Raw genomic sequence first — 13,243 nt, 5'->3', positions numbered from 1 at the left:
CATCATGAGAATCATAAAGTATCTTCTGCTTTTATCCCTTCTAATTGTCTTGTCGGTTTCTGCCTGGATTTATTATCCCCAGTACAAGCTCAACAAAATAATGGAACAAAGCACAACAAAAGTCACGAATACCAATAAGCTAACCTATTTAGATTATTACCGCGAATCCAATGACAAGACAATTACCCATCTTGCCCTTGGAGATTCTATTATACACGGATATAAAGTTGCCGAAAAAGAAAATCTGGTTACCCAGTTTTCGGATCAGCTGCACATACAAACTGGTAAGCAGGTCTTTACAAACAACAGAGGAATTATTGGAATCACCAGTCAAAAGTTAAACCAGCTGGTACAGGAAGGTAATTTTGATGAAGAAATAAAAGAGGCAGATATCATCACTGTCAATGTCGGCGGAAATGACGTGCTTAGAGCTGTAAAAAAGGCAGATTTATATAGTGCTCTAAAATCATTTGATAGTTTGCAAACAAATTTTCGCAAAAATTTGTCAGGAATCTCTGAAAAAATCAGCCAGCTTAATCCTGATGCAACAATTGTCTTTCTTGAGCTGTATAACCCAATGCCAGCTGACCATCAATTTTATTCCCTAGCAGACAAACTCCTGCCAAAATGGAATTTAATGATTTATGAAGAGGCAAACAACACTCCCTCGGCAGTTGTTGTACAAACTACGAAAGTCATCAATAGTGATAATCTTCAAAATCTTTACAGTGATGGCGTACATCCAAGTATTTCAGGATACAGTGCGATTTCGAATCAGATGCTTGAACAATTTAAAACTCAATATAAAGAAGAAGCCGTTGTGGCTAACAGTAAAAAATAAGCTGGGCAATCCTGTCCGGCTTATTTTTAATTATGAACTAGTTTCAAGCATTCGATTAACTAGTCAAGAAAGAAACATAACATTAATCGAATAATCATTCTTCATCCTTTTCATCACGAAAATGTTCATTTAACAATGGATTTTCTGTCGTTGCAAAATTGACTGATTGCAGACTTAGATCTTCATCTAATCCAAATAATTTTGCTTCGGCATCCTTAGAACCAGATCCTTTCTCTTTATCCACTTACATTCCCCCCTTCTTCCTTAAGAATAGAATGGCAATACTGGCTGAAATGAAAAAATCTTATTTAGAGCTAGGTTTCCCATTTTCCTAGCACATATTTATAGTGGATATAATTACATATTAGAATATAGGAAAAAGAAAAAACCCCTGGAATTCAGGGGTCTCAAAACTTAATCTCTCGCTAATTCTGCAGTCGATTTTTGGCTGACACGTTCTCTGCCAATTGTATCCTCTGCCTGTTTAGCTCGTTTAATAAAGAATGCCAAAATTAATGCAACCAATGAAATAAATACTGTGACAAAGAACGCATCATTGATTCCTTCCATCATGGCTTTCATGGCGATTTGATGTTTCATTTCAGCGATTGCCGCTGCAGTAGGCTGCGCGCCTGATGCAGCGGCATGTTTCATTGCATCCGCAGCTAACTCTTTGCCGTGAACTTCAGCACGATTAGACATGACAGTAACCAATAAAGCTGTACCGATTGCGCCTGCCACCTGCTGCATGGTATTGTTCATGGCTGTACCGTGCGGATAGTAACGAGCAGGCAGCTGGTTCAAGCCGTTTGTGGAAACAGGCATATTGACCATAGACATACCGAACATCCTTAAAGTATAAAGAATGATTAATTGTGTGTAGGTAGTTTCCAGCGACAGCTTGCTGAAATAATAGCTTGTAATCACGGTAATCGATAAGCCGATAATCGCTAAAACTCTTCCGCCGAACTTATCAAACAGTCGACCAGTGATCGGTGACATAATCGCCATTGCGATCGCACCTGGAAGCAGCATAAGTCCTGCATCCAATGGTGAAATGCCGCGTACTGTCTGAACATAAATCGGCAATAACAGCATACCTGAGAACATTGCCATCGTCACAACCATAGAAATAGCAGATGACAAAGCGAACATCGGATATTTATAAATCCTGAAATTAAGCATTGGATTATCTTGATTTAATTGTCGTAAAATAAACCAGACTAACGCTATAACACCTGCAATCAGTGTTCCGTAGACATATGGACTATCCCAGCCCTTTGATCCTGCTGAGCTGAAGCCGTAAAGCAATCCACCGAAACCAATACTTGAAAGGATCAGTGAAAAGAAATCTAATCGTAAATAAACCTTTTCCTTCTTATCCTTTAACATGAAGAAGCCTAATATAAGCACTGTTGCAGCAATTGGCGTAATCACATGGAAAAGCATGCGCCAATCATAGTGCTCAATCATCCAGCCGGAAAGCGTCGGGCCAATCGCAGGTGCGAACATAAGAACAAGTCCAAATATACCCATAGCAGCTCCCCTTTTTTCAATCGGAAAGCTAACTAGCATGACGTTCATTAATAATGGCATCATGATCGCCGTACCTGAAGCCTGAATCATACGGCCTGCCAATAGCACCGGAAAGATGTGCGCTACACCAGCAAGAATTGTACCTGCAGTAAAGAGCCCCATAGCCGTTAAAAATAAGCGTCTGACAGAAAACTTCTGGATGAGATATGCACTCAGTGGAATCATGATCCCGCTGACTAACATGAAACCTGTCGTAAGCCACTGGACTGTAGATGGTTCTATTTCCAAATCTGCCATAATGGATGGCAAAGCAATATTCAGCAATGTATTGTTCAAGAAAGCGATAAAAGCACCGATAATCAATACCGCAAGAATTCCGTATGGCGGACGATCAGGAGCCTTAAATGGTTGTGTTTGCTGCATTAAATTTCCCCCTATGAAGTTTTGATCTTTATAATTTCTCCTTTTGCATAAACAATAGCATATACCATCGGTTCATTTTTTGCAACCAATAAAAATCCCCTTTGTTAAGGGATTTGTATAATTAGAAAATTTGATGTAGTATATTTTTTATACAGGCGGTCCAAACGAAAGCAAGGTGATATAATGAACGACAGAAAACAGCTTGTCATTGATAAAGCTCATGATTTATTTATTGAAAAAGGTTTCCAAGCCACTTCATTACAGGAAATCCTGGAATACAGCGGAATTTCAAAGGGTACCTTTTATAATTATTTTTCCTCAAAAAACGAGTTATTAATTGCCATTTTTAAAAACACGTTTCAAAAAATAGAAAAAGAACGACATGATCTGATAGCAGGAAAGGATCCTTCTGATCCAGAAATACTGATTAGACAAATTGAAATACAAATGAGGACAAACAGAGAACACAACTTAATTCCCCTGTATGAAGAAGTATTTTTTTCAAACGATAAGGAATTGAAGAAATTTCTTGAAATTGGGCAGATGAGAACACTCAAGTGGGGATATGAAAGGTTCAAAGATTTATTTGACGAAAGTTTACATCCTTATTTGCTTGATGCGACGATCATGCTAAAGGGAATGCTCCAGCAAAATATCAGGTACTATGTTATGACTCACGGACCAAAGGCAAATCTTTTACCCGTGGTTCGTTACAGTGTAAAGCGGATCATGAAAATGGTTGAAGAAGCTGGAGAAGCACGAGAACAGCTTATACCGCCTGAAATTTTAGAAAAATGGATCCCTGCTTCACGCACAGAAGACCTTGAATTAAGAAAAAACCTTTATTGTGTTATCTCTAAACTCAAAAAGCTTGATTGTAAACAAAAAGATTATATCGAAAAGCTCGATTTTATCAAGGACGAACTCTTGAAATCAAAAGCACCAAGGAAATTCCTGATTGACAGTGTCCTATCCTCTCTAGACTATGTAGGTGAAAACGAGCTTTCTGAATTAAAGGAACTTGTTGAAAATAAATTTCCGGAAAAGGAATAAACCAATTCCTTTTTTATCAACGGGATTGGTATAGAAGGATAAAAACCAAATTTAACAGGCGATAAGCTATAGATTTAGCAACATATTCGAAAGCAGATTATCTCAAAAAATGCTCAGTACCTTATAAGGTCTGAGCATTTTTTATTTTTTTTTACTTATTTAACGATCGCACCCGTTATTGAAATAAGGTAGTCCTAAATGCATTCTTTTTTAATCTTGGTCAAAATAATTTCTACCAAAAAGCTGTAACAGCTATTCATGATCTAATGTATCATCATCAATTCATAAGATAAGGTTGTTTCCAACCGTTAGAATAATTTACTATTCATATGTAATTAAACAGCTTATTTGTAAGCATATTAATCAATTTGATAATAACTTGTACACAAGCCTTGTCAACATTGGAATACCTTTCATATTGTAAATGGTACGACAGGACAACTTAAGAAATTAGACTTATTAAATGGGGTGATACTTTGTTAGAAAGCGAACGAAACATTGAGGTGTCTATTATTATACCTTCTTATAATAGATACCCTTTAAATCTATTTACTCTCTATTCCCTTGAAAACCAGACATTCGAACATTCTAAAATGGAAGTGATTTTTATTGATGATGCTTCAACGGATCAAACTCAGGAAGAACTAGGAATCTACCAACCTTCATATCATTATAAGTACATCAGAAATGAACAAAACATGGGAAGAGCAAGGGTTCGGAATTTAGGTATTCAATCAGCTAAAGGGAATATCCTTATCTTTTTGGATGCGGAAATGATATGCGAACCAGATTTTGTAATAAATCATTATCAATACCATCAAAATAATCAAAAGGCAATAATAACGGGAGTGATGCATTCTAAGAATATAATTTCCTGTATTTTTCCAGAAACAAAAAAATCCACTCTTAATATGCTTGCAGCTAACAGAAACACCAAACTTCCTAATCGCATAGAAAATTATAACCCTTCCTCAAATACACCATACCCTCTCCTAAGTAAGTTAGATATCTCAAATCAAAATTATAAAGATTGGTTCATTGTAAGAGATAGCTGGTATCAACACATTGTCCAAAACTATGGTAACGAATTCGATGGTTTTCAGTTTCCGTGGATGGCATTTTTAACCGGTAATGTATCAATAACGAAAGACTTTATTGTAGAGGCAGGAATGTTTGATGAAGATTTTATTAAATATGGGTATGAAGATTGGGAATTAGGTTACCGTCTATATAAATTAGGGGCCAAGTATTTTGCTGGGGATAATTTGATAACTTATCATCAGGAACATCCGATTGGAGAAAGTAACTGGAGTGAGGCAATAGAAAATTTTCAACTTTTCACATCTAAGCATCAAGATGTGGAAGTAATGATCCTAGGTATAGAACTAGCAAAAATTACGGATTTTTTTACTATGAATACTATTTTATATGAATATAACCAGCTTATAAGAAACAACGAGTTAAAGGGATTTAAAGAAAATATGGTCGATCTCCTAACCGCGATAAATCTCTTACTACAAATCGATATAAGGCATATAAAGATTTTAGAAGCAGCTGGATATGGCAAGGACAAGGTAAATAAGCTGGTAAAAGACATTCAATCGTTAAAAAAATCTAATAAATATATAAATCTAATAGAATTTCTAGAAAAACTAATAAAATCATAAGGGGGGAGAAAAATTGATTTCAGTAATAACCTGCACTATGAGAGAAGAATTCATCGAAAATGTATTTAAGAATTTTCTTCAGCAAAATTTGGATCATAAAGAGCTGATTATTGTGTTGAATAAAGACTCGATGAATCTAGACAAATGGATAGAAAAGGCAAGTTTTTATCCAAATATAAGAGTATATCAACTTCATGAACAAGCTAGCTTAGGAGACTGCTTAAATTTTGGAATTCTTCAATCTTCTTATGACATAATTGCTAAATTTGACGACGACGACTATTATGGTTCCCATTATTTATCTAATGCTATGATTGCTTTTGAAAATAAGGAAGTTATGATCGCAGGGAAAAGTTCTTACTATATCTACTTCAAAAATAAAAAAGCATTATTTTTTCTGCCAGGGGAAGTAAATAGTGTTACAGAAACTGTTGCTGGAGCAACTTTAGTATTTAGGAAGGAGATATTTAAGGATGTACGATTCGAAAAAGTAAACCGCGCAGAGGATTACTTTTTTATTGACCAATCCAAAAAATGTGGTTATCCAATTTATGCACTTGACTCTCAACACTTTGTAGTGATAAGGCATAGCATAGAGAATCATTCTTGGAAAATTTCTGATGACGAATTAATGAGTTTTGGCCACTTGGTCACTTATACGGAAAACTTCGAAAAATTCTTGGAAAACAGTAACTTTGTTAAGAAACGAATCAAAATGAAAAGAAGCCGAATGAAGAGAAATAGAATGAAGAGAAGTAGAATGGGTACTAATATCCATTCCTATTAATTCAGATATTCAATTATTCCATTCAGCAATCTTAATACATTAAAAAGAATTCAAGCGGTGCAATAATCCTTCTTGGATTATTGCACCGCTTGATTTTTTTATACAAAATGAGCTGTTTCACCGAATGGCTTTTAATGAAATTCTTTCACGTCCATTACTGTCTAGTAAAAACTTACTGCATGGCAAGTGTTTCTGTTTTTAGGATCTCATCGACTTTCCATTCTCCATTTTCTTTAATCAGTTCGAAAGTTGTTTTAGTGGTCGTTTCCGGGCTAAGAAGGGTTGATGGATAATGGATGGTTGCTGTGACGATTGTACCCTCATCAGTCCCGCCGCTTTCTGTCTCTATCTTTATGACTTCAGCAGGAATCCAGCTTTTTTTCCAGCCCAGGATAAGCTCCTCCCTGCTCATTTTTGTGGTTTTGACCATTTCCTCTTGAAGTCTTTCACTTTGCATATCGAAGTAGGCTGCGAAGTTTTTATTATTATAATGTTCATAGTTCTTTTCAATCGCCTCTTTAGCAGTCATGCTGTTTGAGCATCCTGCAAGCAATATGAAGAAAACACTTATGATAAAAAACTTTCTCATTTCATTACCCCCTTTGAAACTTTTCATGATTCAGATGTGATATGTTTTATTACGTTTCATCTGACCATAAGTTTCAAATTTTTGGGAATTTTTTAATAAAATGGCTGTGTTAAACTTGTCTGTTGATTTCCGCTCCAGGCGCTCCAATCAACAGGTGCTAAAAATCAACATTGTACTTTAACACAGCCAATAAAATAAAGGTAATCACTAATCTTCCAGCTTATCCAAAAAGTGACTCACTAGCTCCGGTTTTTCTCGAATCTCGACTCTCCCTTGCTCACTTATGGCATAGACTCCCTTCTGTACCCTATCAAACCACTTATAATAGTTTTGATATAAAATCGACTGTGTTTTGTCGCCAGTTCCCAGTGCTGCCAGTGCTTTAGGAGCCATGGGACCCAACTTTTCGAGATAGCAGGCAATCTGTATACAATTTTCTTTGTATGCGGTCATGATTTTTTTTTTGCTGCTGCCGCCGATATTGTAATCAGCACTCCTTCCCTCTATTTCTGCAAGTAGCGCAGACTTTTTCCGCTTGTTTTTAACAGCTCGTCGTTCGAACGGCTCGGGATGGACAACAAACTCAATTTTTCGCCGATTTCCGGAAAATGAGACCGTAATCAAACCAAGTTCCAATCTTTTAATTAGTTGCAGCACATCATTCCAACGTCGCCTGGAAATTCGCTTTGGTTTAGGAATGGCTATGTAAACAAGATCGGTCAGGCGCTGTCTTCTTGTTCCCTGCAGCAATAAATCAATATTCAGGTTAAGCTTCAATTCTATTATGATTAATTCCTCGCCCTTCACTGCAGTCAAGTCACAATCATGCACCTCTCCATTTACGCGGTACCCTTGCTTTAAAAAGTGTTTTTGTATTGGCTCATAAAGGTCGGCTTCATATAATTTCATTTTTTCTGGCATATTAAAAACCTTTCTTATCTTTCATTGCTTATTTTCTGAAGCTTTTCCTATTATTATAGCAAATTTAGAATCCTCACCGTTTTAAAAAGGCTCATTTTTACGGTCATTCATACAGGAACAGTGCATATAATGGTTTGTGTATTAAGCTGTGGAGGATTAGATATGAAGGCTTTTATGCTTTTTTTATTGACATTGTTTCTAGGACTATTAATCTTTCTTAAGCTGGAGATGAATGAGGCCACAAGAGCCGCCAATACAATAAAAAAGGAATATAGAACCCAGGAATACATGATTACCGATATAGTTGATTCAGGTTACTATGGCAAGGACGAAAACGGTAAAACCATCTTCTTTAAAAAAGAACATCTTCCAGCAGGACAAGTGCTAGAACTCGATGATACTGTCGTCATTTACTTTGAAAAAGACGAAAGAAAAGATGGCCTTGTTAAAGTTAAGAAAAAATAAGGAGCATGCTGCAAGCATGCTCCATTTTACCTATATAGCCTTCTTAGATAACTATCGAAGTGCTCTTTGTTCCATCAGTTTTTCTACGATCGAAGTAGTCAGTTCTTCACCGCTTTTAGGGAGTGAAGTTTTCATCACCGCGTTCATCACTGGCGCCAATGCTCCTTCAGCGACCATTTCCAAATACCCTGTCATTTTTGTCCTGCTTTTATCCAATGCCTCCGCCTTAAAGTGTCCATTCCCAGTCAGGTTTTCATTAATCCCCTTCAAATCGAATGTCACCCTCGTCGGCTCAATCCATTCCTTTATCGTGACACGCAAACTTATTTTCTTCTTAAGGATCCCCACCGTTTCCTTGAATGTCCAATTAGATTCCTGTTCACTCAGTTTTTCATGGCTTATGTAGCCAGGCAATAAAGGGGCCCAATTATCCATATCTTTTACGAAATCCCACACCTCTTCAATCGGGATATCCATCGTAATTTCGTGCATTCCAACCGGCATCATAATCTCTCCTTTTTGATGGTCTTTTAGAGATATATGTGTGGACGGATGAATTATACTTTGTCCAGCTGATGTTTGTTAAGTGTTTACCCCTTCTTAGGTAACGAAAACGGCCATAGAGGGATTAGTTATGGTTTTAGCAGCTAATAGGTCAAATACTTAGCCCATTTCTCATTTCGTACCCGTTCACGAAAAATTCAATTGTTTCATGCTCATCCTCGCTCAGCTCCCGACCCGTTTCAGATTCATACTCCTCGGTGATTTTTTTCAAATCCCCATTAAAATGAGTACAGAGCTCTGCGCTTCTTCTTAACAGCTTGGCCTCACTTCGGAATTCCTCTTTAGAAATAGGTTTCCAATGAGATAGGATATAAGTTTCCGCATCGAATTTTTCAAGTTCCTCCAATAGCGCAAGTGTACGCTCGATGGTGTAATTTCTTTTTTCAGAAAAAATATCAGGGTAAATACTGTCACCGAGGAAGAGGATTTTTTCTTCTTTTATATAGACAACAACTGAATCATACGCATGATCTCCGCCAACATGCTTCACGATGCATGTAACTTCTCCTAAATCAATTTCCAGTTTGTCTTCAAACGTCAATTCAGGAAGAGTAATTTTTATATCTCGGTGATGGACATATTCCTTCTTAATTGCCGAAGAACAAAACTCAATCTCGGTGCCATCGGAAACTCTCTTGTCCAATGCTTCATCAGACCAAGACAACGGAAGGAGCTTTTTCATCTCAGCTTTAGTGTAAACTGAAGATATTGACAGCACCTCTTTCAAAGCAGAGAGTCCGAAAATATGATCCCAGTGCCAATGAGTCAGGACGACTAGCTGAGGATGGTTAACCTGTTTTTCGGCGAGCATTTCGAGGAATAACTTTGCATGTGCTTTCGAATTCCCTGCATCAATCATTAATGATTTCTCATCGCCAACCACCATGCCAAGAATAGGACGGTCTGTATCAGAGACTGGTGTCATAAACCAAAATCTTTTCCCGAGTTTTTCAATACTCTGCATATGGAATTCCTCCTACTGTCCAAGAGCATTATTTAAAAACGCTTTAAGTCGCTCCTGATACTCTTCTTCCGCAACCGTATATGCCTCTGTATGGCCGGCACCCGGAACTATCCATAAATCCTTCTTGCTTGTGGACATGTCAAAAATACGCTGAGCCATTTCAGTTGGGACAAGATCATCCTTGTCACCATGAATAATAAATAATGGAAGCTTGTTTTTCTTAACACTCTCGAGTGCAGATGCCTCTCCAAATGTGTACCCGGCCCTTAAATTTGTAATCGCACTTGTCACCTGCATAACAGGAAATGCTGGCAGATGATAAAGGAAATTCAATTGATGGGACAGTTCTTCAAGGACTGTTGTATAGCCGCTGTCCGCAATAATCCCTTTCACTTGAGGCGGCAGCTTTTCACCGCTGGTCATCAATACAGTTGACGCTCCCATCGAAAAACCATGGAGAAAAATAGCCTCTTCATTCTTATTTTCAATTAAATATTCAACCCACAGGACATAATCCTTGCGATCATGCCACCCGTAGCCAATATAATCTCCCTCGCTCAGTCCGTGCCCTCTTGCATCAGGCTTCAGAATGTCATAACCAAGATCATAATAATATTTAGTGATTCCGGGCATCTGCTCACTGTTCCCTTTATATCCATGTGCCAGAATGACAGCTTTCCCATTTGACTGATCATTTTTTAAAAATCGAGCCTTTAACTTCAAGCCATCTTCTGACTCAATTTCGACGAGGTCAAAAGTCTGCTGCTCCGTCCATTTCATGACCTCTTCCAGTTTAGACTGATATTCCTCCTCACTAAGCAAACCAGCAGCTGCGACACTTTCCCCGCCACCATGAAGATCGACTGCATCATGACTTCGATTGATGGCTACATTGTAAAAATAATTCCCTGCCGCAAGCAAGCTAATCATAATCAAAAGCACCACACCACTGGAAATCCAAATAATACGCTTCTTCAAATTCCATTCCCCTTTTTCATCTAGTTTTCTATGTATTATAAAAATATTTTACCAGAAACGAAGTCAAAAAAGACCATGGCTTGGGTTTGCATTCAAATAAAGAATTTCTTCTTTTGTTAGAGTTGTATTTTTCATGGGTATATAAATAGTAAAATTTACACTTGGAGGGTGATAGTTATGGAAGTGGAAAAAAAGCACATCCTGAAATCATTCAAAAATGAACAAGAAGCCATTGAAGAGGTGCAAAGAATTAAAGCTGAAAAAGAGTTCACACGAACAAGTTCAATATCAGGGTATAATGTTGAAAAACCACAGAATAATGATCCTGTGACAAAAAAATTTAGCCCTGACTCACTCGATAGGCAAGAACCCGTGATGGAAGATTACTCTGATGATTCTGTTGATGAAGATTACACTGATGAATCAGTTGAAACAGAAAACCCAGATGAATTGGCAAATAACAGTGTTGACCTTGAACGCCCGTTGCCGGAGCGTATAATTAATAACCGGATAAGATAAAAAGGTGCATGCGGGAATCCATGCACCTTCTTTTTTTCATTCTAAGCTATCATCTATTTTTGACAATGTCTCACCAATTGAATTCTGGATGACGTATGTATCAGGATTAAAGTCATATGGTGTGTCACCTTTATTGATAATGATCATCGGCACATTCTTGCTCTTATACTGCGGGAACATGGAAAATGGGGTCACCTTAAGGCTAGTTCCCAAGACTAATAAGCAATCAGCTTCTTGAATTAGGTTGAGAATGTATTCAAAACCTTCCTCCGTAAACCATTCCCCTGCATCTCCAAAAAGGACAACATCAGGTTTAATAAAACGGTATCTTTCAACTGCTGTGTCACACTTGCTGCAAACATAAAAATGATTATTTTCTTCCATTCTTGAACCCATTTCTTCGATTGAATACTTTTGACCACAGTTTAAACAGGAAGCCGTGTTCATTGTCCCATGGAACTCAATCACTTTTTTGCTCCCAGCTTTCTGATGAAGCCCATCAATGTTTTGAGTGATGATGTGCCGGATTTTGCCTTCATTCTCCCATTTTGTCAAAATTTCATGTCCTTTGTTAGGAAGCGCACTTGGATGATGAAGATTCTCCACAGCAAACTGGTAAAAATCATGAGGCTGATCATAAAAATAATCAAGAGAAAGAATATACTCAGGAGCCATTTGATAAAGACCCGTGCGTGACCTAAAATCCTTTATTCCCGATTCAGTACTGATGCCAGCACCAGTCAATACAACAATCTTCTTCGCATTATTTATAATATTAATACACGTCTCCACACTACTGTACAACTCAAAGACAACTCCTACTCATTTACAAAATGCACTTCATTCTTCATACCTATGATATCACGGTGGAACATGGGGACGGTTCTTTTGTTTCACTTTTTTAAAGGGAGAATTTTTTCATCTGGTGAAAAAATTGATTCAACTGGTGAAAAACCTCATCCAACTTGTGAATAACCGCTCCCAACTGGTTAATAATCCGATTCAATTAGTAAATTGATTTTTCTTAGAAGAAAAAATGAAGTGTTTAAGGCTACCAACTATTCTTTTTATATAGAATGCTGGACAAACTTAAGAAAAAGAATATATTTTTATCAAGTAACCTAATTTACACCCAAAAAACGTTCTATAAATTCACTTTGATACGCTCTGCGATATATATTTCGCCTCTTTGCTTATATTGAAGAATGAATTCTCCTGGTACACAGTTATCGGTAAGGGTCAAACCAACATGAGCACTGAGGTTATTCCCCTCCACTTTCCAATTCACCGATTGATGGAGCGGGAACCGGTGTTTAAAATTGGTTATACCGCAAATATTGTTTGCTTCCCATGTATGTCCGCGCCCCTCAACATTTATCTTTTTATCCGTTGCTGTAATCCTGAAGTCTCTCTGTATCGTATGGACAGGATTGTCTATGTCCATTTCCTCAAAGGCTTTCCCGTTAGCCGTATCTGCCTCTTGAAGAATATGTGCTTCTTTTTGAACCACCCAAGTACCGGTTCCTAAAGTTAGAATGACCACAACTTCCGTCTTGCCATCATCATTGAGATCAATCACATGCAACTCAGGTCTTCGTTCTTCTCTCATTGAAATTTGCCAATCCAGAGGTTCTACTACCGCTTTTCCAATCTCGACACGAACGTTTCTGAAGAGATTATCTTTAGGAAAGGGAGTCGCATAGATAAAAACCTCTTCTATTTCATCCTTTGCTACCAGCAATTCCGCAGGCATTTTAAGTTCATTAGCATAAGAAACGCCGCTTGACCACAGGAAAAATAAACAGCAAAATAATACTGCCAATTTTTTCATCGTCTCTTCCTTCCTTCTATATAAATATTCTTTAGTATGTATCCTGCTTATTGTTTTGGCTCTGTTAAACAAGGCTGTTGATTTTCGTTCCAGGCGCTTCGCTTT

15 protein-coding genes are annotated in these 13,243 nt (G+C 37.5%); 6 read left to right on the top strand and 9 right to left on the bottom strand.

What is annotated here, in order from left to right; translation table 11 throughout:
* Positions 1-4 precede the first annotated feature (4 nt).
* Entirely contained in the window at positions 5-841 is an 837-nt protein-coding gene (locus V7201_RS21775; RefSeq protein ID WP_335378851.1) for a GDSL-type esterase/lipase family protein, read from the top strand.
* Positions 842-935: 94 nt separating this feature from the next.
* Here the strand turns inward: V7201_RS21775 and V7201_RS21770 are convergent, their stop codons facing one another.
* Complete coding sequence (locus V7201_RS21770; RefSeq protein ID WP_335378850.1) at positions 936-1,085, bottom strand: hypothetical protein; 150 nt, start codon at positions 1,083-1,085, stop codon at positions 936-938.
* Positions 1,086-1,255: 170 nt separating this feature from the next.
* Positions 1,256-2,800 carry a DHA2 family efflux MFS transporter permease subunit gene (locus tag V7201_RS21765; RefSeq protein WP_335378849.1) on the bottom strand — a complete coding sequence of 515 codons (1,545 nt, stop codon included), beginning with the start codon at positions 2,798-2,800 and terminating at the stop codon, positions 1,256-1,258.
* 183 nt (positions 2,801-2,983) lie between these two features.
* On the opposite strand from V7201_RS21765, the gene V7201_RS21760 reads away from it, so the two are divergent.
* From V7201_RS21760 to V7201_RS21750, 3 genes are all read left to right on the top strand, one after another.
* Positions 2,984-3,853, top strand: coding sequence for a TetR/AcrR family transcriptional regulator (locus tag V7201_RS21760; RefSeq protein ID WP_335378848.1), 870 nt, complete (start codon positions 2,984-2,986; stop codon positions 3,851-3,853).
* A gap of 476 nt (positions 3,854-4,329) precedes the next feature.
* Positions 4,330-5,520 carry a glycosyltransferase gene (locus tag V7201_RS21755; RefSeq protein WP_335378847.1) on the top strand — a complete coding sequence of 397 codons (1,191 nt, stop codon included), beginning with the start codon at positions 4,330-4,332 and terminating at the stop codon, positions 5,518-5,520.
* Positions 5,521-5,533: 13 nt separating this feature from the next.
* A complete protein-coding gene (locus tag V7201_RS21750) occupies positions 5,534-6,307 on the top strand; it encodes a glycosyltransferase (RefSeq protein ID WP_335378846.1) in 774 nt (257 codons plus the stop codon).
* A gap of 172 nt (positions 6,308-6,479) precedes the next feature.
* Here V7201_RS21750 and V7201_RS21745 read toward each other — a convergent pair whose 3' ends face one another.
* Entirely contained in the window at positions 6,480-6,896 is a 417-nt protein-coding gene (locus tag V7201_RS21745) for a hypothetical protein (RefSeq protein WP_335378845.1), read from the bottom strand.
* Positions 6,897-7,103: 207 nt separating this feature from the next.
* Positions 7,104-7,817 (bottom strand): DUF2161 domain-containing phosphodiesterase, encoded by a 714-nt coding sequence (locus V7201_RS21740; RefSeq protein ID WP_335378844.1) that lies wholly within the window; start codon positions 7,815-7,817, stop codon positions 7,104-7,106.
* A gap of 162 nt (positions 7,818-7,979) precedes the next feature.
* On the opposite strand from V7201_RS21740, the gene V7201_RS21735 reads away from it, so the two are divergent.
* Positions 7,980-8,282, top strand: a complete 303-nt coding sequence (locus tag V7201_RS21735; RefSeq protein ID WP_335378843.1) for a hypothetical protein — start codon at positions 7,980-7,982, stop codon at positions 8,280-8,282.
* Between the two features lie 51 nt (positions 8,283-8,333).
* Here the strand turns inward: V7201_RS21735 and V7201_RS21730 are convergent, their stop codons facing one another.
* From V7201_RS21730 to V7201_RS21720, 3 genes are all read right to left on the bottom strand, one after another.
* Positions 8,334-8,789 (bottom strand): CoxG family protein, encoded by a 456-nt coding sequence (locus tag V7201_RS21730; RefSeq protein WP_335378842.1) that lies wholly within the window; start codon positions 8,787-8,789, stop codon positions 8,334-8,336.
* A gap of 148 nt (positions 8,790-8,937) precedes the next feature.
* Positions 8,938-9,810 carry an MBL fold metallo-hydrolase gene (locus V7201_RS21725; protein WP_335378841.1) on the bottom strand — a complete coding sequence of 291 codons (873 nt, stop codon included), beginning with the start codon at positions 9,808-9,810 and terminating at the stop codon, positions 8,938-8,940.
* Positions 9,811-9,822: 12 nt separating this feature from the next.
* Entirely contained in the window at positions 9,823-10,788 is a 966-nt protein-coding gene (locus tag V7201_RS21720) for an alpha/beta hydrolase (protein ID WP_335378840.1), read from the bottom strand.
* A gap of 177 nt (positions 10,789-10,965) precedes the next feature.
* Here V7201_RS21720 and V7201_RS21715 point away from each other — a divergent pair, with 177 nt between their 5' ends.
* Complete coding sequence (locus V7201_RS21715) at positions 10,966-11,307, top strand: hypothetical protein (protein ID WP_335378839.1); 342 nt, start codon at positions 10,966-10,968, stop codon at positions 11,305-11,307.
* 36 nt (positions 11,308-11,343) lie between these two features.
* Here V7201_RS21715 and V7201_RS21710 read toward each other — a convergent pair whose 3' ends face one another.
* Positions 11,344-12,111, bottom strand: a complete 768-nt coding sequence (locus V7201_RS21710; protein ID WP_335378838.1) for an NAD-dependent protein deacylase — start codon at positions 12,109-12,111, stop codon at positions 11,344-11,346.
* Between the two features lie 340 nt (positions 12,112-12,451).
* Positions 12,452-13,243: hypothetical protein (locus tag V7201_RS21705; RefSeq protein ID WP_335378837.1), on the bottom strand; the 792-nt coding region annotated here is incomplete at its 5' end.

Origin of the sequence: Bacillus sp. JJ1122, from assembly GCF_036964885.1 — a bacterium.
Lineage (GTDB): Bacteria > Bacillota > Bacilli > Bacillales > Cytobacillaceae > Mesobacillus.
This window is presented reverse-complemented; position numbering and strand designations above follow the sequence as displayed.